The organism is Bacillus sp. S3, from assembly GCF_005154805.1.
GTDB lineage: Bacteria > Bacillota > Bacilli > Bacillales > Cytobacillaceae > Neobacillus.
On sequence record NZ_CP039727.1, the window covers coordinates 3,505,424 to 3,532,075 of the forward strand.

Annotated in this window: 28 protein-coding genes; 8 read left to right on the plus strand and 20 right to left on the minus strand. The window is 39.0% G+C overall.

Features of this window, described 5'->3' with window-relative positions; genetic code table 11:
- Window positions 1–179 precede the first annotated feature (179 nt).
- The 9 genes from phoU to FAY30_RS17070 all read right to left on the minus strand — a co-directional run bounded on the left by phoU (window position 180) and on the right by FAY30_RS17070 (window position 9,717).
- Window positions 180–839 carry a phosphate signaling complex protein PhoU gene (gene phoU / locus FAY30_RS17030; protein WP_149870990.1) on the minus strand — a complete coding sequence of 220 codons (660 nt, stop codon included), beginning with the start codon at window positions 837–839 and terminating at the stop codon, window positions 180–182.
- Window positions 840–854: 15 nt separating this feature from the next.
- Window positions 855–1,628: a phosphate ABC transporter ATP-binding protein PstB gene (gene pstB, locus FAY30_RS17035; protein WP_149870991.1), complete on the minus strand. Its 774-nt coding sequence runs from the start codon at window positions 1,626–1,628 to the stop codon at window positions 855–857.
- A 12-nt stretch (window positions 1,629–1,640) separates the two neighbouring features.
- Window positions 1,641–2,420 carry a phosphate ABC transporter ATP-binding protein PstB gene (pstB, locus tag FAY30_RS17040; RefSeq protein ID WP_411675500.1) on the minus strand — a complete coding sequence of 260 codons (780 nt, stop codon included), beginning with the start codon at window positions 2,418–2,420 and terminating at the stop codon, window positions 1,641–1,643.
- Between the two features lie 59 nt (window positions 2,421–2,479).
- Window positions 2,480–3,367, minus strand: a complete 888-nt coding sequence (pstA, locus tag FAY30_RS17045) for a phosphate ABC transporter permease PstA (protein WP_149870992.1) — start codon at window positions 3,365–3,367, stop codon at window positions 2,480–2,482.
- Window positions 3,368–4,234: a phosphate ABC transporter permease subunit PstC gene (pstC, locus tag FAY30_RS17050; protein ID WP_223821011.1), complete on the minus strand. Its 867-nt coding sequence runs from the start codon at window positions 4,232–4,234 to the stop codon at window positions 3,368–3,370.
- 135 nt (window positions 4,235–4,369) lie between these two features.
- Window positions 4,370–5,299: a phosphate ABC transporter substrate-binding protein gene (locus FAY30_RS17055; protein WP_149870993.1), complete on the minus strand. Its 930-nt coding sequence runs from the start codon at window positions 5,297–5,299 to the stop codon at window positions 4,370–4,372.
- Window positions 5,300–5,486: 187 nt separating this feature from the next.
- Window positions 5,487–7,577: a peptidoglycan D,D-transpeptidase FtsI family protein gene (locus FAY30_RS17060; protein ID WP_149872759.1), complete on the minus strand. Its 2,091-nt coding sequence runs from the start codon at window positions 7,575–7,577 to the stop codon at window positions 5,487–5,489.
- 195 nt (window positions 7,578–7,772) lie between these two features.
- Window positions 7,773–8,999 carry an MFS transporter gene (locus FAY30_RS17065; RefSeq protein WP_149870994.1) on the minus strand — a complete coding sequence of 409 codons (1,227 nt, stop codon included), beginning with the start codon at window positions 8,997–8,999 and terminating at the stop codon, window positions 7,773–7,775.
- Between the two features lie 109 nt (window positions 9,000–9,108).
- A complete protein-coding gene (locus FAY30_RS17070) occupies window positions 9,109–9,717 on the minus strand; it encodes a superoxide dismutase (RefSeq protein WP_149870995.1) in 609 nt (202 codons plus the stop codon).
- 354 nt (window positions 9,718–10,071) lie between these two features.
- Between FAY30_RS17070 and FAY30_RS17075 the strand changes: the two genes are divergently transcribed.
- The 4 genes from FAY30_RS17075 to ispG all read left to right on the plus strand — a co-directional run bounded on the left by FAY30_RS17075 (window position 10,072) and on the right by ispG (window position 13,269).
- Window positions 10,072–10,767: a Crp/Fnr family transcriptional regulator gene (locus FAY30_RS17075; protein WP_149870996.1), complete on the plus strand. Its 696-nt coding sequence runs from the start codon at window positions 10,072–10,074 to the stop codon at window positions 10,765–10,767.
- A gap of 81 nt (window positions 10,768–10,848) precedes the next feature.
- A complete protein-coding gene (locus FAY30_RS17080) occupies window positions 10,849–11,622 on the plus strand; it encodes a DUF1189 domain-containing protein (protein ID WP_149870997.1) in 774 nt (257 codons plus the stop codon).
- Window positions 11,623–11,718: 96 nt separating this feature from the next.
- Window positions 11,719–12,051: a YqgE/AlgH family protein gene (locus FAY30_RS17085; protein WP_149870998.1), complete on the plus strand. Its 333-nt coding sequence runs from the start codon at window positions 11,719–11,721 to the stop codon at window positions 12,049–12,051.
- A 108-nt stretch (window positions 12,052–12,159) separates the two neighbouring features.
- Window positions 12,160–13,269 carry a flavodoxin-dependent (E)-4-hydroxy-3-methylbut-2-enyl-diphosphate synthase gene (gene ispG / locus FAY30_RS17090; RefSeq protein WP_149870999.1) on the plus strand — a complete coding sequence of 370 codons (1,110 nt, stop codon included), beginning with the start codon at window positions 12,160–12,162 and terminating at the stop codon, window positions 13,267–13,269.
- 121 nt (window positions 13,270–13,390) lie between these two features.
- Here ispG and FAY30_RS27565 read toward each other — a convergent pair whose 3' ends face one another.
- A complete protein-coding gene (locus tag FAY30_RS27565) occupies window positions 13,391–13,753 on the minus strand; it encodes a hypothetical protein (RefSeq protein WP_411675501.1) in 363 nt (120 codons plus the stop codon).
- A 310-nt stretch (window positions 13,754–14,063) separates the two neighbouring features.
- On the opposite strand from FAY30_RS27565, the gene FAY30_RS17100 reads away from it, so the two are divergent.
- Complete coding sequence (locus tag FAY30_RS17100; protein WP_149871001.1) at window positions 14,064–14,672, plus strand: 5' nucleotidase, NT5C type; 609 nt, start codon at window positions 14,064–14,066, stop codon at window positions 14,670–14,672.
- A gap of 32 nt (window positions 14,673–14,704) precedes the next feature.
- On the opposite strand, the gene FAY30_RS17105 is transcribed toward FAY30_RS17100, so the two are convergent.
- The 3 genes from FAY30_RS17105 to FAY30_RS17115 are packed head-to-tail and all read right to left on the minus strand — an operon-like array spanning window position 14,705 to window position 16,732.
- Window positions 14,705–15,115, minus strand: a complete 411-nt coding sequence (locus tag FAY30_RS17105) for a zinc uptake transcriptional repressor Zur (RefSeq protein WP_149871002.1) — start codon at window positions 15,113–15,115, stop codon at window positions 14,705–14,707.
- Complete coding sequence (locus FAY30_RS17110; protein WP_149871003.1) at window positions 15,102–15,962, minus strand: metal ABC transporter permease; 861 nt, start codon at window positions 15,960–15,962, stop codon at window positions 15,102–15,104. The genes FAY30_RS17105 and FAY30_RS17110 overlap by 14 nt, the downstream gene beginning before the upstream one ends.
- On the minus strand, window positions 15,959–16,732 hold the full coding sequence (locus FAY30_RS17115) for a metal ABC transporter ATP-binding protein (protein ID WP_149871004.1): 774 nt from the start codon (window positions 16,730–16,732) through the stop codon (window positions 15,959–15,961). Before FAY30_RS17115 ends, FAY30_RS17110 begins: the two co-directional genes overlap by 4 nt.
- A gap of 175 nt (window positions 16,733–16,907) precedes the next feature.
- On the opposite strand from FAY30_RS17115, the gene FAY30_RS17120 reads away from it, so the two are divergent.
- A complete protein-coding gene (locus FAY30_RS17120) occupies window positions 16,908–17,165 on the plus strand; it encodes a DUF2624 domain-containing protein (RefSeq protein WP_149871005.1) in 258 nt (85 codons plus the stop codon).
- A 26-nt stretch (window positions 17,166–17,191) separates the two neighbouring features.
- On the opposite strand, the gene FAY30_RS17125 is transcribed toward FAY30_RS17120, so the two are convergent.
- A complete protein-coding gene (locus tag FAY30_RS17125; RefSeq protein ID WP_149871006.1) occupies window positions 17,192–18,085 on the minus strand; it encodes a deoxyribonuclease IV in 894 nt (297 codons plus the stop codon).
- Between the two features lie 26 nt (window positions 18,086–18,111).
- Complete coding sequence (locus FAY30_RS17130) at window positions 18,112–19,428, minus strand: DEAD/DEAH box helicase (RefSeq protein ID WP_149871007.1); 1,317 nt, start codon at window positions 19,426–19,428, stop codon at window positions 18,112–18,114.
- Between the two features lie 262 nt (window positions 19,429–19,690).
- Here FAY30_RS17130 and vrrA point away from each other — a divergent pair, with 262 nt between their 5' ends.
- On the plus strand, window positions 19,691–20,377 hold the full coding sequence (gene vrrA / locus FAY30_RS17135) for a VrrA/YqfQ family protein (RefSeq protein WP_149871008.1): 687 nt from the start codon (window positions 19,691–19,693) through the stop codon (window positions 20,375–20,377).
- A gap of 140 nt (window positions 20,378–20,517) precedes the next feature.
- Complete coding sequence (locus FAY30_RS17140; RefSeq protein WP_149871009.1) at window positions 20,518–21,465, plus strand: 4-hydroxy-3-methylbut-2-enyl diphosphate reductase; 948 nt, start codon at window positions 20,518–20,520, stop codon at window positions 21,463–21,465.
- Between the two features lie 44 nt (window positions 21,466–21,509).
- Here FAY30_RS17140 and FAY30_RS17145 read toward each other — a convergent pair whose 3' ends face one another.
- The 5 genes from FAY30_RS17145 to rpoD form a co-directional block, all read right to left on the minus strand.
- Window positions 21,510–22,625: a Nif3-like dinuclear metal center hexameric protein gene (locus tag FAY30_RS17145; RefSeq protein WP_149871010.1), complete on the minus strand. Its 1,116-nt coding sequence runs from the start codon at window positions 22,623–22,625 to the stop codon at window positions 21,510–21,512.
- Entirely contained in the window at window positions 22,612–23,343 is a 732-nt protein-coding gene (locus tag FAY30_RS17150; protein ID WP_149871011.1) for a tRNA (adenine(22)-N(1))-methyltransferase, read from the minus strand. Before FAY30_RS17150 ends, FAY30_RS17145 begins: the two co-directional genes overlap by 14 nt.
- A gap of 82 nt (window positions 23,344–23,425) precedes the next feature.
- Complete coding sequence (gene cccA / locus FAY30_RS17155; protein WP_149871012.1) at window positions 23,426–23,791, minus strand: cytochrome c550; 366 nt, start codon at window positions 23,789–23,791, stop codon at window positions 23,426–23,428.
- A 203-nt stretch (window positions 23,792–23,994) separates the two neighbouring features.
- A complete protein-coding gene (locus FAY30_RS17160; protein WP_149871013.1) occupies window positions 23,995–25,134 on the minus strand; it encodes an acyl-CoA dehydrogenase family protein in 1,140 nt (379 codons plus the stop codon).
- 379 nt (window positions 25,135–25,513) lie between these two features.
- Complete coding sequence (rpoD, locus tag FAY30_RS17165) at window positions 25,514–26,641, minus strand: RNA polymerase sigma factor RpoD (protein ID WP_149871014.1); 1,128 nt, start codon at window positions 26,639–26,641, stop codon at window positions 25,514–25,516.
- Between the last annotated feature and the right edge of the window lie 11 nt (window positions 26,642–26,652).

The window sequence follows — 26,652 nt, forward strand, 5'->3', positions numbered from 1 at the left end:
TGCCAGTCCATACAAGAAGCGAGATGGAGAGTGGGAAATTTTTAATATTTTAAAGTTAAATGCGTCTTTCTACACGAATCAACATCAATCAATTGTGATCACATCCTGTTTTTCGACACTATTTATAATAAAAAAAAAGATGAAACTAATGATGTTAGCTTCATCTTTTTACAAACTATTTAAGCATTCAAATTGATTCGTTTTCCGGTTGCAAGATAAATCACGTTCTCGGCAATATTTGTTGAATGATCTGCGATCCTTTCAATAAACCTGCAAACAAATGCTAACTGAATAATCTGATTCGTTGAGTTCGGATTTTGCGGGATATAGCTTAATAGCTCATGTACCAACTCTCCAAACATTTTATCCACTTCATCATCTTTTCTCGCACATTTTTTAGCCAGTTCAATATCTTCGGAATAATAAGCAGTAATGGATTCAGAAACCATTTCTAAGGCAATCTCCATCATTTTGGGTATATCGATGATTTCTTTAAAATGTTGTTCATTCCCGATATGCTGAGCAGATTTAGCAATATTTACCGCTATGTCGGCCAGCCTCTCCACTTCAGATGAAACCTTTAATGCTACACTAATTTTCCGAAGGTCGGTTGCCACCGGCGATTCCATAGCAATTAATAATAATGCCTTATCGTTAATTTCATCTTCCAAATCATCGATTTCATTATCGCCGTCAATAACCTTCTTCGCCTTGTCCATGTCCTGATTTAAAAGTGAAAGCATTGCCTCTTTAATTGCTATTTCCGATTTATGGGCCATTGTTAAAAGCATTTCTTTTAACTCTTTTAAATTATGATCAAAATTTGCTCTAGCACTCATTTATATGCCACCTCTTCATCCGAATCTTCCAGTAATATAACCCTCTGTACGTGAATCATGGGGATTTGAAAAAATAGTTGATGTTGAATCAAGTTCGATTAGTTCACCCATTAAAAAGAAAGCCGTCTTATCCGAAACCCGTGAGGCCTGCTGCATGTTATGAGTGACAATGACAATAGTATATTTTTCTTTTAACTCTAAAATTAATTCTTCAATTTTTAAAGTAGAAATCGGATCCAAGGCAGATGTGGGCTCATCCATTAACAATACATCTGGTTTTGTCGCAAGGGCTCTTGCAATACATAACCGTTGCTGCTGTCCGCCCGATAATCCTAGTGCTGGTGCATTCAATCGATCCTTAACTTCTTCCCATAAAGCAACATCCATTAGCGATTTGATGACAAGTTCATCAAGATGCTTTTTCTTTTTGATTCCATGGACTCTTGGACCGTATGCAACATTATCATAAATTGATTGGGGGAATGGGTTTCCCTTCTGAAAAACCATACCAACATGCTTTCTTAGATCGACAAGATCAACTTTATCGTCTAAAATATTTTTCCCGTTTAAGTTAATTTCACCAGTCATCTTAACATTAGGAACCATGTTAATCATCAAATTCAGTGTTTTAATAAATGTAGACTTTCCACACCCGGATGGACCGATAATAGCCGTTACTTCTTTTTTATTAATTGGAAAATTAATATCCTTTAATGCATGATGATCTCCATACCATAAATTTAACTTATTGACATCAAATACTTGTCTTGTCAATGTTGCAGTAACCATACCGTTTCCCCCTTATCCAAACCTTCCGGAGATATATTCTTCCGTCTTCTTAACAGAAGGATTGGTGAAGATTTTTCCAGTCGCATCATATTCAATTAAATCACCGTTTAAAAAGAAGGCCGTTTTATCCGATATACGGGAAGCCTGCTGCATATTATGGGTGACAATTATGATGGAATAATCCTTTTTCAATTCAACAATCAGCTCTTCCACCTTCGCATTGGAAATTGGGTCCAATGCCGATGATGGTTCATCAAGGAGCATTACCGTCGGCTTCATCGCAATCGTCCTGGCAATGCAAAGACGCTGCTGCTGTCCACCTGAAAGTGAAAGCGCGGACTTATGGAGCCTGTCCTTTACCTCATCCCACAATGCTGCTTTTTTTAAGCTTTCTTCGACAATTTGATTGAGTGTGCTTTTATTTTTAATACCCGCAAATTTAAGTGCGTGGGTAATATTTTCGTAAATTGATTTTGGAAAAGGATTAGGCTTTTGAAATACCATGCCAATTTCTTTACGCAATGCCACTACATTTATTTGTTCAGACAAAATATTTAGGTCTTCATAAATAATTTCTCCTTGTGCCCTTGCACCAGGAATCAGGTCATTCATTCGATTAATACTTCTTAAAAATGTAGACTTTCCACAGCCAGACGGTCCAATAAGGGCCGTAACGGAATTTTTTCCAATATCCATTGAAATCCCATTCACAGCTCGTTTCTCGCCATAAAATATCTCTAAATTCTTTACATTTAAAATATTTTCCATTTGCAACGGGACGGTTGATTGCATCGTTTGTTCTGTCGTTTCTCTTTCCATTAAAGTCGTAACCATCCGTTCTCACCTGCCCTTTATTTAGTTGCAGTAACTTTATTCGTAATCATTCTACCTATCCATCTAGCCAAAAGGTTAAAAAGTAAAACAGAAATAACTAGGACAGCTCCTGACCCACTCGCTATTTCCTCGACATCCGGTATTAACCCTTGGGTGTTGACTGACCAAATATGAACAGCAAGAGTTTCTGCAGGACGAAAAATATTTAATGGTGATTGGTCAGAAAATGGATTCCAATTGGCATAATCAAGCCGCGGTGTGGAAAGGCCAGCAGTAAATAAAAGTGCTGCCGCTTCACCGAATACCCTTCCCGCAGCGAGGATGACACCTGTTAAAATTGACGGGAATGCACTTGGCAAGATTACGGTTTTTATCGTATGCCATTTCGTAATTCCTAATGCAAGACTTGCTTCTTTTAAATCCCTAGGCACTGAACGGATGGCGTCTTCACCAACCCGTACGATGGATGGCAGATTAATAATGGTTAATGCTAAGGCACCGCCTAAAATTGTATATCCCCAGCCTGTTGTATTAACAAATACCAATAATCCAAACATGCCGATAACAATCGACGGAAGGGAGGCTAGTACTTCGATACAGGAACGAATGATATCCGTAACTTTTCCAGGTTTAGCATATTCGGCCATATAAATGGCACCACCCAAGCCTAGTGGAATCGAAATCAACATCGTAATAAAAAGGACATAGAAAGAATTAAATAATTGGTCACGTATTCCTCCGCCTGCTCTTACATTACTCGAAGGGCTCGTTAAAAATTCCCAAGAAATATGTTTAAATCCATTTATAATAATAAACGAGAATAATCCAACCAAAATCGTAATGATAATAATAGCTATGGCAATAAAGACTCCAGTCGCAATTCGATCAGCAGTTTTGCTTTTCATTTACAGCTTCCTCCTTGATGAGAGATATCGAATCAGGAGAATAAAGGCAAACGACATCACTAATAAAATTAAGCCCATAGACCACAGGGTGTTATTTTCAACACTTCCATAAGTGGTATGACCCATGTTTAAAGTAATAATGGTCGTTAACGTTGCCGAGGCATCTAATAGACTCGATGGTAAATTTCTCACGTTTCCGATTACCATTTGTACTGCTAAAGCTTCACCAAATGCACGTGCCATACCTAGAACGACAGCAGTAAGCAAGGATGGGAGTGCTGCAGGGATGAGCACCTTTCGAATCGTTTGCCAGCGTGTTGCACCAAGCGCATAAGAGCCCTCTCTTAAATTTTTTGGTAAAGAGCTCATTGCATCTGTAGCGATAGTGGTAATTGTTGGTAAAATCATAACAGCAAGGACAATAGTACCCGAAAGCAAACTAAAACCTAGCCCTCCAATATGATCCCTGACAAAAGGAACTAATACTGTAAGCCCGATGAATCCATAAACAACAGATGGAATTCCAACTAATAGCTCGACGACTGGCTGTAATATTTTCCTTCCCCAAGAAGGTGCTATCTCTGTCATGAATATCGCGCCACCAATTCCTAATGGTGCTGCGACTAATGCAGCAAGAAATGTAACGGCAAAAGAACCGAAAATAAATGGCAGCGCACCATATTCTGGATTGGCTTTATTGGTAGGATTCCAGGCTGTACTGGTTAAGAACTCAATAAGACTTACACCATTTTTAATAAATGATTGTAAACCCTTTGTGCCCAGAAAAATGGTAATGGATATAGTTGCTGAAATCATAATAACGGCACATAGAATTACCAGAATCTTTCCACGTAATTCCCCATCCATTCTAGTTTTTGAGCTTTTTAACAATCTTTCTTTTGCAGGAAGTATCTTTTCCAAAATGCACCAAACTCCTCTGTAATACGTCGTAACGGGGTAAATGCCATTATGCATTTACCCCGATTATTCATTTACTTATTTTTAAAGATTCTTTTGATTTCCTTCAGCATCGCGTTCAACTTTCATTTTTGTTACAGGAAGATATCCTTGTTCTTTAAGAAGTGTAGTTTGGATTTCATCTGACATTAAATAATCAAGGAAGGCTTTTGCTAAATCAGTTGCTTCACCTTTTGTGTATGAATGTTGGTAAGCCCAGACAGGGAATTTACCAGACTGTACATTTTCTTCTGTTGGTTCTACACCATCAATCGCAAGTGGTGTTACAGAATCATCAGTGAAGTATGAGAATGCAAGGTAACCAATCGCACCTTCTGTTTCATTAATAATCTTTTTTACAGTGTTAGATGAATCTTCTGTAATACCTTCTGCTGGTGTTGCACCATCAAGAGCAAACTTATTGAAAATTGCACGTGTACCAGATGAATCAGGACGGTTTACAAGAACGATCTTTTGATCAGCTCCGCCAAGTTCTTTCCAGTTAGTGATTTTACCAGTGAATACTTTAATTAAATCATCTTTTTTAATGTCTTTAATGCCTACTTTAGGATTAACAGCTGCTGTCATACCTACAACCGCAACTTTATGATCCACTAACTGATCAGCAGGAATTCCTTCTTTTTCTTCAGCAAATACATCGGAGTTCCCAATTTGTACAGATCCTTCAGCAACTTGTGATAAGCCTGTACCAGATCCGCCTGCTTGTACTTGTATATCAACTTTTGGATTTTCAGCCATAAACTCTTCAGCTGCAGCTGCAACTAATGGCTGCATAGCAGAGGAACCAGAAATAGATAATGAGCCAGAAAGTTCTTTTGTTTCTTCTGTTTTTGGTTGTTCCGGTTTGTCGGTTTCTGATGTTTTGTCTGTTGATGTACCCCCACCACAAGCAGCCATAAATACCATTAATGCTGCAAAAATTGTTAGTAGGCTTAAATTTTTCAAACTTTTCATTTCCTTTATTCCCCCTAAGGTTTTTGATGGTGAACTGTTTGTCTGCCTTACATGATTAAGAATAAGGGATAACTGTAAACTGCGTTTTAATGAAATGTAAAGGTTATGTAAATGAATGTAGAGAATTTGTAAACAAAAAAGGACACCTGTCTCACTCCTTCAAGGGAGACAGGTGTCCTTTTATTAATTATTGTCCAGATTCATTTTGAGTAGTGTCTGTATTATTTGTTTCCTGCTCTGTTGTACTCTCTTCATTTATCGGACGATTTTTTTTCAAATCAAAATAGGCGTCCATTACCCGTTTTCCAATTGTCATATTAATACTTGGGCCAGAATTCCCTTGGTATGCCCAAGGTACCACTACAGCCATTGCCACCTCTGGATTATTATAAGGGGCAAAGCTGACAAGACTCAAGTTCATGACTTCCGCATTCTTTTGTGATTTAACAGGACCATCATAAAACGCTTGTGCCGTTCCTGTTTTTCCAGCCGGGCTATAGGTAACACCTTTAAATGTACCAACTCCAGTGCCGTCCCCAACCTGCATCACCATCCGGAAGCCTTCTTGTACCCGTTTGATCCATTCATCCTTCATGTCTATATGATTCAGTACCTTTGGCTGGATTTCCTCAACTATCGGTCCCATTTCATTACTATCCATGACGGGTTCACGAATTTCCTTTACAATATACGGCTGCACGCGATTCCCGCCATTTGCAATTGTGGACACATATTGCGCAAGCTGAATTGGTGTATAGGTATCATATTGACCAATGGCAAAGTCAAGAAGTAACCCCGGCTTATTGTCAGATCCGGGAAAACCGCTCATTTCATTTGGCAGGTCAATCCCAGTCCGAGTTCCAAGGCCAAACTGACTAAATGATTGGCGCATCGTACTGAATGTCTTCTCTGTGTCAATTACAAGCGGCCCCTTCGGAATATACTTTCCTTGTCCCATTGCAATGACCGTTTTCCACATGTAAACGTTAGAAGAAACTTGTAAGGCTCTAAGGTCATTAATAGAACCAAATACCTTCCAGGATTTTTTAGGCTTTGGTGTACCTTTGAAATATAAGGGCTCATCAATAAGATAATCTCCCGGTTTTATAGCACCGGTTTTATAGCCAGTTAATATTGTTGCTCCTTTAACAGCAGAACCCACATTATACGAAGTAGTAATATTTCCACCGGCAAAATCATTCATCACCGTCTTGCCGTCTTTATCTTTCCCAATCTGCCTTCCGGCGAGCGATAATACTTCCCCGGTGTGTGGATCCATGAGCACAACAAAAGCTCGATCCAGAAGGGAAGTACCCGGCTTTTGTTTAGCTTTCCACATTTCATCTTCAATAATTTGCTCAACTTGCTGCTGTAATTCCATATCGATGGTTAAAACAAGGTCTTTCCCCCGCTTCCCTTCCGAAATTACCTCAGTAGAAAGAATTTTCCCCGTTTTATCCGTTACATTTTTTACTTTGGCTTTTTGACCGTGGAGGACAGATTCATACTTGAGCTCAAGATAACTCTTACCCACTCGGTCATTCCGGCTGTAATCGCGTGCAAGATATTTTTCCAGCTGCTCCTTAGGGATACCGGCTTCTGAAGATGTCACATCACCCAAGATAGATTTTAACGTATTGCCAAATGCATACATACGCTCCCAGTCTGTAGTCGTATCAACCCCGGGAAGACTCTCTAAATTCTCACTGACAACCGCAAATTCCTCCGGCGTTACCTCTTTATTTTTGACAATTTGCGGTGTTAAGGCATAACCGCTGTTAAATTCCCGGTAAATTGCTAATGTTTCAAGGTCTTCCCCTTGAATACTTTCCACTTCAGCATCAGTAATACGGTCAATCTGCATTTTATATATTTGCTTGTCATCTAATTTTTCCTGATCATATAAATCCCATTCTTTTTTCGTAATCTTGGCTTTGGCTTCCTTTGGGTGTTTAATGATCCAAAAATCCTTTTTGTCGCGGACAGGAACTTTTGATGTATCCTTGTCAATTAATTTGGCTAATTTTTCAGCAGTTTCAAGCATTTCTTTTTGATTGGTAGTTTGGTATTTTGTGTAAGTTATTGCATTTAATGGGGAGTTGTCGACAATCACTTTTCCAGTCCGGTCAAACATTTTCCCCCTGGGAACGGGGTTATTGACAGTAATATCCTCAGTTCGTTCAATCTCTCGTTTAAAATCGTCACCAAAAACAATTTGTAATTCTCCTAGCCGAAGGATCAGTATGGAAAAAAGCATAAATACAACAAAGAATACCATGTTCAAACGAAACGGGACATGAGTCTTCTTCTTTTTCTTTTTCTTATCCAAGATCTATATACACTTCCTTTTTTCTGCACTTACCATAACTTTTCTTATTTTATAAGATAATGTCCCATTTATCTATGAAAAACCCTTGCCAATTTAAAAAAAAGCGGAAGCTTCTTATTAAAAATGCGATGAGTCAGAAGAAACTCATCGCATTTTTACCTCAGGTACTTGAACCCTCTTTATGAACAGATAGATTAAGGAATGCCCAGCACCTAAAAACAAAAGTAGAATAGGAATGCTTGACGTTTCATTAAACCAGGTCACCGCGGCAAGGAAAGCAAGAATGGATACAATCCGGCCTATATTTAAAAAGATTTCTCTGACAACTATATACTCAATTCTCATTTCTGCAGCTTTCCACCCGGTACCAATCACATCATATGTAGTGGATTGATAGGGAACAAGCAAAAGTGGATAGGCAATCGCAATCATTGCTGCGTAAATCAGCAATTTAACAAAATTCAAATCCCAAACAATGAGTAGGACAGCAGCATAAAGAATGAGGCCGCCAATCAGAATGGCTTTTTTTCGATAGTTTTTTTTAATCATCCGAGAAGCTAAATAGTAGGCAACAAAAGATATACCTGAATTAATAAGCCCAAATGTTCCTAACGCCATTTCACTTCCCGTTGAGATATACACAAAAACGGAAATAATAAATAAAAATGTCCCTTCTCTTAGTCCCTGGAAAAAATGGGCATTCGTAACGAGACGCCAATTTTCATTTACTTTTCTTTCATCTAATATTCGCTTAAAACAGTACCTTCCAGCAGCAGGTCGTGGTTTTAATGAAAAACTCATGAAAACGGCAAGGGCAAATAAAGCTAGGGATGTACCAAAAATAATTGTATATCCGGTAAATTTTTCAAATCTTGTAATGATGATCCCTGCAGCAATAGGACCAATCATTCCCCCAGCAGATGTTAACGTACCTAAAAATCCATTAAAAAAATCTCTCGTTTCTGGCTCAGTAATTTCAAACGTTAACACATTATAAGCTAGCCAATAAAAACCATAACCAATTCCCAGGAGGCTGCCTAGTAATAATAAATAGGCGGCTGCATTCGTGCCTGTCATAAGAACAGCGAGATAAAACAACGCCAAAAAAATAACACCAATCCTAAGGACTATTACCCTGTCAATTTTCTTTGCCCATCTTCCCGCTAAAATAAACGTTAATGGCTGTAAGACCACGATTGAAAGGTTATACAAGGCTAAATCTGCATATGATCCTGTTTGTTTCCAAAGGTATATATTCACAAATGTGTTTGATAGGGCCACACTCAAAGAGTATAACCCGCCAATAATTAACAAGAGTGATAAATCCTTTGTTAATTCTACATCACCTAAAATCCTGAATTTTTTTGCCATAAAAAAAACTCCCCTTTGTCTTAAGGGTAGTCTTTATCAAGGCATGGTTTCTTATTCAAATAAGAACGAATGAAAAAAGACAGCTTGGTGGCTGCCTTCTTTCATTTCATTATTTCGCTGCGTTAAAACGTTTTGAAACTTCGTCCCAGTTAACTACATTCCAGAATGCACCAATATAGTCTGGACGTTTGTTTTGATATTTTAAATAGTATGCATGCTCCCAAACATCAAGGCCAAGAATTGGAGTTTTTCCTTCCATTAATGGAGAGTCTTGGTTTGGAGTGCTTGATAATTCTAATTCGCCATTGTTTACAGATAACCATGCCCAGCCAGAGCCAAAACGAGTAGTTGCTGCTTTAGCGAACTCTTCTTTAAAGCTTTCGAAGCTGCCAAATTTGCTGTTGATTGCGTCAGCTAATTCACCAGTTGGTGCACCGCCGCCATTTGGAGAAAGAATTTGCCAGAATAATGAATGGTTAGCGTGTCCGCCGCCATTGTTACGAACCGCAGTACGTGCAGCTTCTGGAACCGCATCCAAATTTGAAATTACTTCTTCTACTGATTTAGAAAGTAATTCTTCATTACCTGCTAATGCATTGTTTAAATTTGTCACATATGTGTTGTGGTGTCTAGTGTGATGAATATTCATGGTTTCTCTGTCAATGTGTGGTTCAAGCGCATCCTCTGCATAAGGTAATGCCGGTAATTCAAATGCCATGTTAAATTCCTCCTATGTACATATTATTTTTTAGGCTTTAGTAATTCTTACTTTTTAAGAATATTTCTAAAGCTTTAGTCTAAACATACCAAAATTGATGCTTTGTTTCAAATAAAATGCTTTAATTCAAACATATATACATTACCCTTTCCGCATCATTTTATTCCCGCTTTTAAAAAGGACTTTTTAATTTAGATTTTCAAAAAATTGTCATGATTCATCAAAACAGCATCCTGTCAACGATTTTTGTCATAACTGCACTTAACTCCTTCCAAATCATGTAAATACCATATTGACATGTTGTTAACAATTCATTTAAATCAAGCTGAAGGGCTGATAAAGGAGTGACTAAATATGCAACAACACAGCATCACTATATATAATTTAATGGTCCAATTTTTCCAAAAAAATGAACCCATTCAAAAGTTTAAATCAAATTCCGTGCTTTTCCAAGAAAAGGATCCCGTAGAAAATGTTTATTTGCTGTTAAAAGGAAGCATTGCCCTTGGAAGGGTCCATGTTAGGGGAAAGGATTTCATTTTAAAAATCTTAAATGATCGGGAATTAATGGTTGAATATCAATTATTTAAAGCCCATCCTCATTATCAATTTTACGCAAAAACCTTAACAGACTGCGAATGTCTTGTTATTAAAAAGGAACAATTTGAGGATTTTGTCTTAACAGATCCTGATGCAATGAAGGCACTTATTGCTTGGTTAAGCACCGGGTATTTAAAAGCTCAAATGAAATGTCAGGATTTAATTATGAATGGAAAAAAAGGGGGGCTATACTCCATCCTTATCCGACTTTGTAATTCTTATGGAGTAAAAACAGACAATGGGATTCTTATTAATCTCCCTTTAACACATCAAGAATTAGCTAATTTAACCTACGGTACGAGAGAGGTCATACAACGAGCCTTAAAAGATCTACGTGAGAAAGATATTATTTCATATGAAAATCAAATGTTTACAGTTAAAAATGTGAATTACTTGAAAGAGGAAGTTGATTGCCAAAACTGTTCGTTTGAAATCTGCGGACTTAATTAATTTTCTGAGAAACCACTTTGGGTAGCTTTTTACTATTTCACAAGCTACAATAGAAATGAATCTGTTTAAAGGTGGTCCAGTATGAATATTTTCAAACAATTTTATAAGAGTATCTACTCTCCAAAGGATATTGCTTTATATCGTTTTCAAGGAATCGGAAAAACGATTTTATACGTTTTTTTCCTAACCTTCATTTCAGTTCTTCCGTCTATTATTTATTTAAGTACTGCACTTACAACGGGAATAGATTCTGCGCGATCAATTATCAAAGATGAAGCACCTGACTTTTCAATACAGAATGGTCAGCTGTCAGCTAAGACTGAGGTTCCAATTACCATTAATAAAGATGATTTTACCATTATTATTGATCCAACTGGAGCCATTTCGGATGCAGATGTGGAGAATGAAGGAAATGCCTTCGCCATGTTAAGGGATGAGTTTGTCCTCTCTTCAGGTGGACGGACTGATACATATTCCTATTCAATGTTGCAAGACCTTCATATTACGAAGAATGATTTCCTTGATTTCACTAATACGATTGGTGGATTAAAGGGAATAATCATCCCAGTTGCATCACTATTAATTTATTTGGTTTCCAGTGCCGCTAGCTTTATTGAGGTATCGATATTAGCCTTGTTTGGTCTCGCATTAAAAAATCTTTTAGGCAGAAAGCTGAATTACCGACAATTATGGAGAATGGCTGCATACAGTGAAACCCTTCCAACCTTATTTTTCACCATTATGGCGGCTGTTAAAACGTCCGTACCAAACAGCTTTGTCATTAACTGGGTTGTCGCCATTATCGTCTTATCCTTAGCCATAAACGAAATGCCTAAACCGAAAAAAGCAAATTAAAAATGCGCCCGAGGGGGGCGTATTTTTTTATTGAGTACTTTTTAAGAGTGGACAAGCATAGGAATGTATAAACATTCCCTTTTGGAGGCTTGTACAATGAAAAAGATAGTAGGATTTCTTTTTGTTATTTTAGTCATATATGTTATTTACTTTGACTTAACCGTGGGTACCCTGCCCGCCTCCAATACGAAGCAGGTTGATGCCAAAATCGAGTCTATTGAAAAGTTGTCCAAAACAGACATACCTTCCTTCGCTGCAGAAGTAAAACCCGGTGAAACCGTGATTTCAATTGTCGAGCACGAATTAAATAAACCAATTCCAGTCTCTATCACAGATTTGATTGAAGACTTTAGTGAACTGAATCCAGGACAATCCCCGGAAAAAATTCAAATTGGTGCTACATATCTATTCCCTGATTACTCAAACTAAAGTGGATAGATGCTTATTCTTGTCAAAATCTGCTGTGGACTGATACAATTAAGTCGAATTGTTTAAATACAATTATTCGAATTCATTTTGAAGGAGAGCGAATTCCACGTGAGTGAAATTATACATCGCACAAAAACCCGTCCAATTAAAGTCGGCAATTTAACGATTGGCGGGAGCAATGAACTTATTATTCAAAGCATGACAACAACAAAGACTCATGATGTTGAAGCAACCGTTGCGGAAATTAAACGCCTTGAGGACGCTGGATGTCAGATTGTCCGTGTGGCCTGTCCTGATGAACGGGCGGCAAATGCCATTCCGGAAATCAAAAAAAGGATCAACATTCCACTTGTGGTCGACATCCACTTTGACTATAAATTAGCACTTAAAGCCATTGAAGGCGGAGCCGATAAGATCCGAATCAACCCGGGAAACATTGGAAGACGAGAAAAGGTCGAGGCGGTCGTAAAAGCTGCTAAGGAACGCGGTATCCCTATTCGAATTGGGGTAAACGCCGGATCGCTTGAACGTAAAATCTTGGAGAAATACGGATATCCAACTGCCGATGGAATGGTGGAGAGTGCCCTTCATCATATTAAAATTCTCGAAGATTTAGATTTCCATGACATTATTGTTTCCATGAAAGCTTCAGATGTCAATCTTGCAATCGAGGCATATGAAAAAGCAGCACGCGCATTTGATTACCCGTTACATTTAGGTATTACTGAATCTGGAACGCTTTTTTCCGGTACCGTAAAAAGTGCGGCAGGACTAGGCGCGATCATTAGTAAAGGGATTGGCAATACGCTCCGTATATCCTTGAGTGCCGATCCGGTTCAGGAAGTAAAAGTTGCCCGAGAACTCTTAAAGGTATTTGGCCTTTCGTCAAATGCAGCAACATTAATTTCCTGCCCAACCTGCGGAAGAATTGAAATTGACCTCATTAGCATTGCAAATGAGGTCGAGGAGTATATTTCAACTATTAAAGCACCAATTAAGGTGTCTGTTTTAGGCTGTGCAGTCAATGGTCCTGGTGAGGCTCGTGAAGCAGATATCGGGATTGCCGGTGCCCGCGGCGAAGGGTTGTTATTTAGAAAAGGTGAAATTGTCCGGAAGGTACCCGAAGCAGATATGGTTGAGGAATTGAAAAAAGAAATTGATCTTGTTGCAGAGGAATATTTCCAAAAAAAGGCTGAAGAAGAAAAGCTAACGAAATAAATATTAAGAAACCCGGTTTTTTAGTAACCGGGTTTCTTTTCTATATCCAGCTCCAGCGCCCTAGCGGCGAGACGCCGCTGATCAGGCGCATACGCCTTTTTTGCTCCTATTGCAAGATCTGTTAAAAGAACGGAAGTATGAAGATACCAACAACAATCGATATCACTCCGATACCGATTGCCCAAGCCCCTAGGCCCGTGGCACCTCTGCTTCTGGCAACGAACCCTAACACAATACCTGCAGCACCAAATAGAATAGGCATTACAAATAGGGATAAAATCGATAGTGCTAATGCAAGGGTACCCATTCCTGTACCGCCAGCAGTACGCTCCCGATTTTCATCCTGTTCCCTTTTCCGGATTAGAGGAACAGGTGCAGCAATTTCTGCAGCTGTTTCTTCTCTAAATTCAGAAGATCGTAACGGAACAGAAGCACCAATTTCAGGAACATGCTCTTCTTTTTTCAATGAATAGGAAGTCCTAATAGGTGCAGCGATTTCTGATGCTGCTTCCTCCCTGAATTCTGCGGGAGAATTGGGAATATCTTGACCAATTATCGAACTTCGAAGAGCTTCTTGCACCCTCGTGTCTCTTTCATCTGCCATCCTAATCCCTCACTTTCAGTTATAGGAGCATTACTTATTGTTTACGTCTCTTCTCTTTTTACTATGTTAATGATTGTCTTAAATAGGTGATTATTTCATATGCCGAGAATTATTTCATAAAAATAAATACTTCATTGTCCCGTTATTTTGGTAAAATATAATGAGATAATAAGATGAAGGTGAAGACACAATGAGAAAAAAATTCGGAATTGATATTGACGGCACCGTAACATGTCCGACTTCAATCATCCCTTTTATAAATAAAGCCTTTGGTATGAATATTATGTATGAGGATGTAAACCAGTATGACCTCACACCTTTTGTAAATGTTTCAGAAAAGGAATTTGCAAAATGGTTTATTGAAAACGAGCCGGTTATTTATCAGGAATCCCCGCCTGCCCAAGGTGCGGTGAACATTCTTAATAAATGGAAACATAAACATGAACTGTTTTTTATCAGTGCCCGCGGATCCCACTTGCTTGATGTCACAGAGGAATGGTTCTTGCAATATGGCTTAACCTTTCACCATATTGAACTAATTGGCTCTCATGATAAAGTGGAAACAGCTAAGAAACATAAAGTGGATATCTTTTTTGAGGATAAACATGATAATGCCGTCATGATTCATGAAGAGTGCCGAATTCCGGTTATTTTATTTGATACACCTTACAATCAGGATCCAATCCCTGCAGGTGTCATCCGCGTGAGCAACTGGGAAGAAGCCAACTTGTGGGTAGATAAATGGTTAAAGCAGGAAAAAACAAATCGTGAAGAGGCTGGTATATCCCATTCACGTTAAAACCAGCTTGTGCGAATGCACAAGCTGGTTTTTTAATGACATTCCGGGCATCGTCCATAAATTTCAAATTTATGCCCAGATATGTCGTATCCTTTTAAATTTTCACTTAATCCATCCATTGGACATGTATCAATCTCTTTTGTTTTACCACAGTCGAGGCAGATAAAGTGATGATGATGCTGGTGTCTTGAACAAGTAAAGCGGAAATGCTTTTCACCGGATAACTCTGTCATTTCTAATATCCCCATATTTACAAACAAAGTCAGGTTCCGATAAATGGTATCAAAGCTCAATCCTGGATAATCTTCCTTTAATTGGTCAAGAACCTCCTTGGCCGTTAAATATTTATCACTATCAGCAAATAATTGGAGCATATCCTCCCGTTTTCCCGTTTGTTTAAATCCATTTTCTTTTAAGTACTGAATTGCTTCATGTACGTTCACTCTGCTCACCACCTATAGCACTTGTTAGTTTTTTATAAAAGATTGTTATGATCAAAATGAAAACTGCTAGCATAACGATCGTTCCTCCTGGTGCCAAATCCAGATAGTAGGCCGTAAAAAGCCCGCCAAGAACAGATACTTCCCCAAAAAGGAGGGAGAAAAAAATAGTCTGTTTAAACCCTTTGGCAATTCGAATACTTGCAGCAACAGGTAAGGTCATTAATGAGGAAACTAACAGAATCCCGACAATTCTCATGGATGCTGCAATGACAAGGGCCACCATGACAATAAAGATGAAATGAATGCTTTTGGCAGCAATCCCGGAAGCCTTTGCATGCTCTTCATCAAATGAGAGTAAAAACAGCTCTTTGTATAATAAAATGATCACTAAAATAACTACTAGACTAATGATAAAAATAACCCATAAATCCGTTCGGCTGACTGCAGATACGCTGCCAAACAAATAACTAAACAAATCTGTATTAAAGCCATTAGCAAGTGAAATAAAAATGACTCCCAAGCCAATCCCGCCGGATAAAATAATCGGGATAGCTAATTCCTGATAATGTTTATAAACCCCTCTTAGTTTTTCAATAAATAACGCCCCTCCCACGGAAAATACCATTCCTAAGTAAAGGGGATTCAACCCTGACATCATCGTATACTTTCTTTCAATGAGCAGGCTTGCTGCAATTCCCGCTAGTGTCACATGGCTAAGGGCATCGGCAATCAATGATAATCTTCTGACGACGATAAAAACCCCCAGCAACGGGGCAAGAAATCCAATCATCAATCCTGTAAGGAAAGCATTTTGTAAAAATTCATAATGAAATAATCCTTGAATCATTTTACAACGCCTCCGTGTTCATGATGATGAGCAAGAACATGAACCTCATGACCATACACCTTAGACAATCCAGTTGTGCTAAGCTGCTCAAATTCTGCTGTTTCTCCATGGAAATGCAAATGTTTATTCAAACAAGCCACATGTGAGACCTTATCCGAAATGGTTCCAATATCATGTGTAACTAATAAAAGCGTAATGTCCCGGCTCTTATTTAATTCACCAAGCATTTGATAAAAGGAACTAACATTTTCCGCATCAACACCTACTGTAGGCTCATCCAATATCAGAAGGCTTGGTTCACTAACAAGTGCGCGGGCAATAAAAACTCTTTGCTGCTGACCGCCGGAGAGTTCTCCAATATTTCTGCTGCTAAATTCCTTCATTCCCACGGCCTCTAGAACTTCATTTACCTTTTTTGAATGTTCTTTCTTAAAGAACTTAAACAGTCCTAACTTTTTGGTTAAACCACTCGCAACCACCTCAAATACAGTTGCCGGGAAGCCCGTATTAAAGGAATTGGCCTTTTGCGAAACATAACCGATTTTTTGCCAGTCTTTAAATTTATTTATTTCTTGGCCGAATAAAAAGATTTCCCCTTTGTGTGGTTTTAATAAACCTAAAATTAACTTTAACAATGTGGATTTTCCGGATCCGTTTGGACCAACAATCGCCAAAAAAGAACCATCTGGTACATCCAGGTTGATATCCTCTAGGACAGTATCTCTTTCATACCGATAAAAAAGATGTTTTATTTCAATTATTGATTGCATAGTTTGCACTCTCACCTTTAATTATAAGAATCATTCCGATTTAACTTCAAGTAGTATACAATAGGAGTTTCTGATTGTAAAGGCGGAAGAACCGTTTACAAATTACTTGGCCACTCATATTCCATTGTCACACTCCCCGGCCTTCTTCATACATTAGCATGGAGGAGTGGTGAGGGTGAAAATATTTGAGAGCATCATTAATCATAAAATTAACACGATAACGGCTGAAGAACTGCTAAAGTATGCAACTCAGTTTAATATCTCCGTCAATCGGCCGCAGGCGAAAAAAATTGCCGAATACTTACGAGGAAAAAATATCAATATTTTTAACGATAAAGAACGTGCCCTTTTAATTAAACAAATCGCAAAAGCAGCCGGTCCTGAAACGGCACGGGAAGTGAATAAACTTTTTATGCAATTAACAAAAAGTTAAAAGCTGTGCCAAGGCACAGCTTTTAATTATCCTTGCATTATTTGATCAAGCACATCTTCATTGAATTGCTGTTTACGAAGCATGTCTATTTCAAATTTGTAGGGCGCTTTTTTATTGTTCTTATCTTCGCCGACAAATGGAGTTTCTAGGATTTTAGGAACTTCCATTAGTTGTGGATGATGAACGATGTAGTTTAGAGTCTTAAAGCCGATATGGCCAAAACCGATATTTTCGTGACGGTCCTTTCTCATCCCTACTGCATTTTTACTATCATTGATATGGAGCACCTTTAGTTTCTCCAAACCAATAATCCTATCAAACTCATTTAAGACCCCGTCAAAGTCTTCGACAAGATTATAGCCGGCGTCATGTGTATGGCATGTATCAAAGCAAACAGACAGCCTATCACTGTAATTTACACCATCGATAATCATCGCCAATTCCTCAAACGACTTTCCGCACTCCGATCCTTTGCCTGCCATTGTTTCCAAAGCTATTTGCACTTGCTCCTTACCTGTTAAAACTTCATTCAAGCCTTCAATAATTTTCTTAATTCCTTCTTCTGTACCTGCCCCCACATGTGCACCAGGATGAAGAACGATTTGTGTTGCCCCTAGAGCTTCAGTTCGTTCAATTTCAGTTCGAAGAAATCTTACACCTAATTCAAACGTGTCAGGATTCGTGGTATTTCCAATATTGATTATATACGGAGCATGGACAACAATTTCTGAAATCCCATTCGCTTCCATATGTCTTTGCCCTGCTTCAATATTTAGGTCTTCAATTTTCTTTCTCCTCGTGTTTTGCGGTGCACCCGTATAGATCATAAACGTATTGGCACCATATGACACTGCTTCTTCACTTGCCGCGAGCAACATCTTTTTTCCACTCATCGAAACATGTGAGCCTATTTTCAACATTTTCTAACTCTCCCTTTCCAAACCGATTATTTCTTTCTTTGGTCGATTCTTCGCTGGCGTTTTTTAATTTTATCCATTTCCCATTGCATTTTCTTTTTATATCCCGGTTTTACTTTTTGCGGTTTCTTCACAATCGATTTGGCTTTTCTATCAGCCTCATCTTCTTTCCTTACCCGTGTCTTTCGCTTATTTCGTTCATCTGTTTCAGCGAACTCTCCATTTTTCAGATCTACATACTTAAATTGAATCCCCATTTTTTCTAGACGATTTAGGGCATCTTCGTCTGAGCTTTCATAAACCGTAAGAGCAATACCTGAATTTCCTGCCCGCGCTGTCCTGCCCACCCGATGGATATAGAAATCTAAGTCTGAAGGGAGTTCATAGTTAATAACATGGCTGACACCTTCAATATCAATGCCCCGTGAAGCAAGGTCAGTGGCAACGATATATTGGTATTCCAAATCTTGAATCTGCTTCATCATTTTTTTCCGTTCCCGAGGGTTTAAATCACCATGCACCCGGCCGACTTTTAAGCCTTTTTCATTCAAAAAATAAGCAACTTCTTCGGCCATTTTTTTTGTATTTGTAAATACAATCGCTAAATAGGGATTATAGGCAAGTAATGTATCATGAACAAGCTGCTTTTTACTACGATGTCTTGATGGCAGCAAATAATGCTCTAAATTTTCCGCCGCTTTTCTTTTTGGTTCAATCTGTACCATTTTTGGATTTTCCATATACTTTTTTAGAAAAGGTTTTAATTTTTCAGGAATGGTAGCTGAAAAGACCAGCATTTGCAGTTTTTCCTGCATCTTAGCGGCTACTTGATCCACTTCTTCTATAAAACCCATATCCAGCATCATATCAGCTTCATCGACCACCAGTATATTTGATGTATGGATGAACAATGCTTGGTCAATCATTAAATCCTTAATTCTTCCAGGTGTCCCTATAACAATGTGCGGCTGCACCTTCAATTTTTCAATCGTGCGCTGCTTGTCTGTTCCGCCAATATAACATCTCGTCATAATCGAGCTCTCAGGACTGCATTGTGCAGTAACCTTCAAGATTTGCTGATAGATCTGGGAAGCTAATTCCCGTGTGGGTGCAGTAATGACAGCTTGCACCTCTTGGCGCGCAGGATCAATTTTTTCAAGAATCGGCAGTGCATAAGCCAGCGTTTTACCTGTTCCTGTTTGCGATTGGCCAATTGCACTTTCTCCTTTTAAAACCAATGGAATCATCCGCTCCTGAATTTCGGTTGGCTCAAAAAATCCAAACTGATTCAGGGAGTCTATAATAAACGGTTGAAACTTAAAACGTTCAAATCGATTTTCTTTCATAAAATGGCTCCTTATTATAAAAATAATCTAATGTCTATGGAGTAGTTTTCTACCCTTGTTGAGAGCTTCTTTCTTTCCATCATGTAATTATAGTAAAAATCCTCCTAAATAACCAGCTAACTATTCTTTTATTCACATCTTTTACCTTTCAGCCGCTTTTTAAAACGAAATTTAGTTTTTTCCTTGTGGTTAATACCTAAACCAAATTAGGATAAATGCATATTTTAATGTATGAAGGTTAAGGTGAAAGGAGGGCATCTGTATGTTGCCAGGACCAAGAATGCCTATGAATGGCGGAATCGGCCCAAATCTGTTTGGAGGAAGAAGCCCGATGATGGGAACAGGCGGGAATCCATTTGGCGGTGGAGGGCCGATGATGAGGCCGCCGGCGGGTCCTATGGGCGGAGGTAATCCAATGATGCGGTCTATGATGGGTGCCGGCCAAATGAACAGAGGCGGCGGTTTACTTTCGAAACTTCTCGGAAGAGGTAGTCAAGCTGGCGGACCGGGAGGACTAATGGGAATGCAGGGAGCGGGAAGAGCCGCTGGAGGCGGAGGCGGCTTACTCCAATCTTTAAGTAACCCTGGGGGACTATCAGGGATTCTAAATAACACTCAGAATGTCTTAAAAACTGCCCAGTCTCTAGGGCCGATGATTCAACAGTATGGACCTATGGTAAAAAATCTGCCGGCGATTTGGAAGATGTATCGAGGCTTCAAAAATGCCTCAAAAAGTTCGGATTCAACTTCCGATGCAACAAATTCAAAGAAAATAGCAGCTGAAGACGAATCTTCAAGCAATGAATCAACTGAAATAAGAACTACAAAGAAAACAACACGCCGAAGCAAAATCCAAACTACTGGTTCTAAGAAAAGAAACCAACCGCAAAGCTCTATGCACAGTAGTTCATATCAAAAGGGAAGCTCAATACCAAAAATGTATATTTGAACAGGTGAATGCCGGGGCTACCGGCATTCTTTTACTTTTCAAAAAACTTTAAGTGAAAAATGTATCTTTGTATTATACCTATTAGTCTTATATAATAAATACATAGACTACCAATAATGTCTTTTAGGGGGACTTTATATATGCAAATAATTAAAATATCACCGCGCGGTTACTGCTATGGCGTAGTGGATGCTATGGTCATCGCAAGAAATGCCGCACTTGATAAAACATTGCCTCGTCCAATCTATATTTTAGGTATGATTGTTCATAATAAACATGTTACAGATGCCTTTGAGGAAGAAGGAATTATTACTCTTGACGGGAAAAATCGCAAGGATATTCTTGATAAAGTAGATAAGGGTACCGTGATCTTTACTGCCCATGGGATCTCCCCAGAGGTAAGGGAACTGGCAAAAAAGAAAGGGCTTGTCACTATTGATGCAACTTGCCCTGATGTCACCAGAACACATGACTTGATTGAAGAAAAAACAAAAGAAGGATATCAAGTAATTTATATTGGCAAAAAAGGCCATCCCGAACCTGAGGGCGCCGTCGGAGTTGCTCCAGGTATGGTTCACCTAGTGGAAACACCTGGTGATGTGGAAGCATTAACGGTTGAAAATGACAAGCTAATTGTCACTAACCAAACCACAATGAGTCAATGGGATGTGGCCGATACCATGAAAAAGGTTCAGGAAAAATATCCTCATGTCCAGGTTTATAATGAAATATGTCATGCGACACAAATACGCCAAGAAGCAGTTGCCGAGCAAGCCACAGAAGCGGATGTAACGATTGTTGTGGGTGATCCGATGAGCAATAACTCGAATCGTTTAGCCCAGGTTTCGGAGGAAATTGCCGGAACAAAGGCATATCGCATTGCCGATATTACCGAATTAGAAATCGACTGGATTAAGAATGCCAAGAATGTTGCTGTAACATCCGGGGCCTCGACACCAACCCCTATTACAAAAGAAGTGATTACTTTCCTTGAACAATTTGATCCAAATAATGAAGCAACTTGGGAACGGAGAAAAAAGGTTCAGCTAAGCAGAATTCTACCAAAAGTAAAAAAGACTGAGGTATAAGTTAGATCGAAAAAGAACCGCTCATTTGATCGGTTCTTTTTCGATTAAATAAATTGAAACGGATCTGTGTTTACTTCGGAAGGAAAAATCTCAACCACATATCCTGAATCGGTGCATAGCTTTTGTAACGTTGCTGTCAGCCCCTTTTTCATTACTTTTTCAACATTGTGCCCAGGATCAATCATATTCAATCCTTGCATCATCGCATCATGTGCAGTGTGATAGTAAATATCACCTGTAATATACACATCTGCTCCTTTGAACTTAGCATTCATGAAGTATTTATTGCCATCGCCGCCTAAAACCGCAACTTTTTTTACCTTAGCAGTTAAATCACCGACGACACGTACTGTATCTACTTCAAGTGCAGCTTTCACTTTTTTTGCAAATTCTCCAAGAGTCATTTCACTTACCTTGCCAATCCTGCCTAACCCAAGGACTTCTCCCTGATTTTCCAACGGATATACATCATAGGCCACTTCCTCATATGGATGCGCCTTAATCATTGCTGTAATTGCTTTTTTCAGCTGCTGCTCCGGAATGATCGTCTCAATTCTTACCTCGTCCACTTCTTCTAACGTTCCTGCTTGTCCCAAGTATGGCGTTGTATTATCCCCGGGTAAGAATCTGCCTGTTCCATTTGCAGAGAAAGAACAATGACTATAATTGCCGATAAATCCTGCTCCCGCATCTCCAAGGGCTTGTCTAACTGATTCAGCGTGGCTTGATGGAACAAATACGACTATTTTTTTAAGCACTGTATCATAAGTTGGTACAAGCACCTCTGCCTCTTCTATCCTTAAGGCATCTGCCAGCAGATCATTTACCCCGCCCTTTGCCACGTCAAGGTTAGTATGGGCTGCATAAACAGCAATATCATGCTTTAATAACTTTTCAATCATTTTCCCCTGTACCGTATCTGTCAGCACATTTTTAAGCGGACGGTAAATCATCGGATGGTGCGAAATAATCAGCTGTACATTTTTTTCGATTGCCTCCTCAATGACATCTTCAAGAACATCGAGGGCAATCATTACTCGTTCAACCTTTTTGTTTAAGCGGCCAATCTGAAGACCAATCCTATCACCTTCCATTGCCAGCCCTTTCGGTGAAAACTGTTCAAATAATTGGATAATTTCATGACCATTAGGATTCTTCATCTTGGATTACCTCCTTTACCAACGACATTTTAAATAAAATCTCCTGCTTCTTTTCAATCGTATCAGGAGTTTGAGCAGCATTTTCAAGCTGCTGGTATATTCGCTCCCAATTTCCCCTCTCATTTTGCCACTTTTTCTTAAAAACCGCACTCTTCTCTTTAACAAGATACGGTCCGAATAATAAGCCTTCTTGTAAGTTCTCTCCATAAGGCATCAATGAATCTTCGGTGTCCTTGCCTTTTTCGGCGACCAATACCTCATAAATCTTTCCATCTTCTTCGAGAATCTCTTCCATCGACAGCTTCCAGTTATGATCTAACAGCCATTTTCGAATGGAAATTGCACTAATGTTGGGCTGTAAAATAAGCCTTTTCACAGAACCCAGCTTGTCCTTGCCCTTTTCCAAAATACTTGTAATTAATGCTCCACCCATGCCAGCTATTGTTACGTATTCTATTTCTCCAGGTTCAATAACGTCAAGCCCATCTCCTAAGCGAACGGCAATAACCTCCGACAAACCTTCAGCCAATACATTTCTTTTCGCGGACTGATAGGGTCCTTCAGCTACCTCACCCGCAACAGCAAAGGTAATACCGGTGTTCTTCGCCAAAAAACATGGTAAATAAGCATGATCTGAGCCGACATCGACTAATGTTGCACCGGTGGGCACATATTTTGCAACTGTTGCTAATCGAGACGATAATCTATCCGAATTCAATACCAACACCACTCTTTAATCAAATATGTATAAAAAAGGTCCTTTACCGATGCAAAGGACCTTTTTTGGAACAGTATAACTTTTACTTTAATTTAGAAACCCACTCAGCCATTGCATCAATCTGTTCTGCTGGTACAAGACCTGCAGGCATTCCTGTACCTTTACCATTCGTTAGGATATCTTTAACTTCATCCTTTGATAAACCAGTATCTTTTAATGAAGGACCCACTCCTCCTTGGTATTGATCACCATGACAGCCGATACAAGTTGATTTATAAATTTCTTCTGGATTAGATGCGGCAACTTCTGTTTTCTCTCCGCCTTTTCCTTCGCCATTTTCTTTAGCGACTTCCTTCATGTCGCCAAGGCCTTTGAATGACAAGAAGAACACTAGTACAATTCCAAAAACCATGACGAGAACGTAAGGTATTACCGGATTTCGATTCATGATATAACCTCCCTATGTACGTAAACTGATCATTAAATAAAACTGCATCTGCAAACAACTACTATTTTACTTGAAAAATAACAGAAGGAAAAGCCCTAAACTTATTTTATCACTATAATCTTTGTAAAAAAGATAAAAGAGGTGAAACAAAGTGAATTTACACACTTTTTTCCTCCCCTTGTTATCTTCCCCCTATTTTCTTGTTAACAACCAATTAATCGTGAAATAACCATTCTTTGCACCTCTGAGGTACCCTCACCTATTTCAAGCAGCTTGGCATCACGCATCATTCTCTCCACATGATATTCCTTCATATAACCGTATCCTCCATGTATTTGCACTGCTTGATCTGTAACTTCCATACAAATCTCAGAAGCGTACAGTTTACACATGGCGGCTTCCTTTGAAAAAGGTCTGCCCTTGTCTTTTAGCCATGCTGCCTTATAAACCATATTCCGAGCCAATTCAATTTTCATTGCCATATCCGCAAGCTTAAACTGAATCGCTTGGAAGGAGGAAATCGATTTGCCGAATTGCTTACGCTCTTTTGCATAAGCAAGAGCTTTCTCATACGCCCCCTGAGCAATCCCTACAGCCATTGCGCCGATTCCGATACGTCCGCCATCAAGCGTTATTAAAAACTGTCTAAAGCCCTCTCCGCGCTTTCCCAGAAGGTTCTCTACAGGCACTCTAACATCCTCTAATACAAGCTCTGTTGTATTCGATGAATGTAAGCCCATTTTTTCGTAATTATCAATGACTGTAAAACCAGTTCCATTTGTTGGAACAATGATTGCACTTATTTCCTTTTTTCCCTCTCTTTCACCTGTAACTGCTGTTAAGGCCAAATGATTGGCAAAGCTTGCATTGGTGATGAAACATTTATTTCCATTAATAAGGAACTCTCCATTGACTTCTTTGGCCGTTGTTCTTGTCCCCCCTGCATCAGACCCCGCATTAGGTTCCGTGAGACCAAATGCTCCAAATGATTCTCCTGTACAAATAGGAGTTAAGTATTTTTGTTTCTGCTGCTCCGTTCCAAACAAATATAATGGGGCCCCACCTAAAGAAATATGGGCAGAATAGGTGATTCCAGTCGAGCCGCATACACGGCTTAATTCTTCAACAACGATAGCAAAGCTAACCGTATCTGCCCCTCCGCCTCCATATTCTTCAGGAAAAGGCAGCCCCATAATCCCCATCTCAGCCAGTTTCTTGAATATATCTGCAGGAAATTGTTTTGTTCGGTCCCGTTCGATAGCACCAGGCGCAACTTCTTCATCCGCAAACTGGCGTAATGTCCGTTTAATCATTTCTTGTTCGGAAGTTAAATCAAAATTCATATCCATCCCCCCCAAGGCATTTTTGTATGCGCTTTCTTTACCATTATAAGAGAAATTGTCTAAATTTCTCAATATTAATAAATTTTTAAAAATATTATATTATTCGAATATAACAAAAATCATGTTGCTATTTGGTAATATGAGGAATAATCTTATATTATTAACACTTTAGTAAAAGGGAAAATGAGAACTATTTCTTTTTTACAAAAATAAAAACGAGGAAAATCAACTAATAAATCCAGAAGGATATTTGCAAAATGATAGACAATTCAGTAAAATAAAGAAAAAACGGAGAAAGGGTTTTCATATAAAAAGATTAGAGCCTTTTTTCAAAAAAAATAGTCTACTCCTTTAAGAAGTAAACTATTTTTACGGTATTCTATTCTAAGAAATCTTTTAGGCGTTTGCTGCGGCTTGGATGACGTAATTTACGCAATGCCTTCGCTTCGATTTGGCGAATACGTTCTCGTGTTACGCCGAAAACTTTGCCCACCTCTTCTAGTGTGCGGGTGCGGCCATCATCCAGTCCAAAACGCAGGCGAAGAACATTTTCTTCGCGATCAGTTAAAGTATCAAGCACATCTTCCAGCTGCTCCTTTAATAACTCATAGGCAGCATGTTCAGATGGTGAGGTTGCATCTTGATCTTCGATAAAATCCCCAAGATGTGAATCATCTTCTTCACCAATCGGTGTTTCAAGTGAGACAGGTTCTTGGGCAATTTTTAAAATTTCCCTAACCTTATCAGGGGTTAAATCCATATCTTCGCCAATTTCTTCAGGTGTTGGTTCGCGGCCGAGGTCTTGAAGTAATTGACGCTGAACACGAATCAGTTTATTAATCGTTTCAACCATATGCACTGGAATTCGAATCGTTCTTGCTTGGTCTGCAATTGCACGAGTAATCGCCTGTCGAATCCACCAGGTCGCGTACGTACTGAATTTGAAACCTTTTCGGTAATCAAATTTCTCAACTGCCTTGATTAGACCCATATTACCTTCTTGAATCAAATCAAGAAATAGCATTCCACGGCCCACATAGCGCTTGGCAATACTAACAACAAGGCGGAGGTTTGCTTCAGCAAGACGTCGCTTAGCTTCTTCGTCGCCTTCTTCAATCCGGTTGGCCAGTTTAATTTCTTCTTCAGCAGACAGCAGGTCTACACGGCCGATTTCTTTTAAGTACATACGAACTGGATCATTTATCTTAACTCCAGGAGGCACGCTAAGATCATTTAAATCAAATTCTTCGTCATCTTCTTTTGCAATTTTTTTATCATCCGGATCCTCGTCATTATCTCCGACCAATTCGATTCCTTGATCACCTAGAAATTCTAAGAATTCATCCATTTGCTCAGACTCTAATTCAAAATTAGCAAGCTTTTCCGCAATATCATCATAGGCAAGGACACCGATTTTTTTACCCAGCTCAGTTAACTGGTCTTTTACTTGTTCAAGGGTTAATTCATTTTCAACCTCTTTTGAACGGGCTGATTTTTCAGCAGCCATAAGGGGGTCCA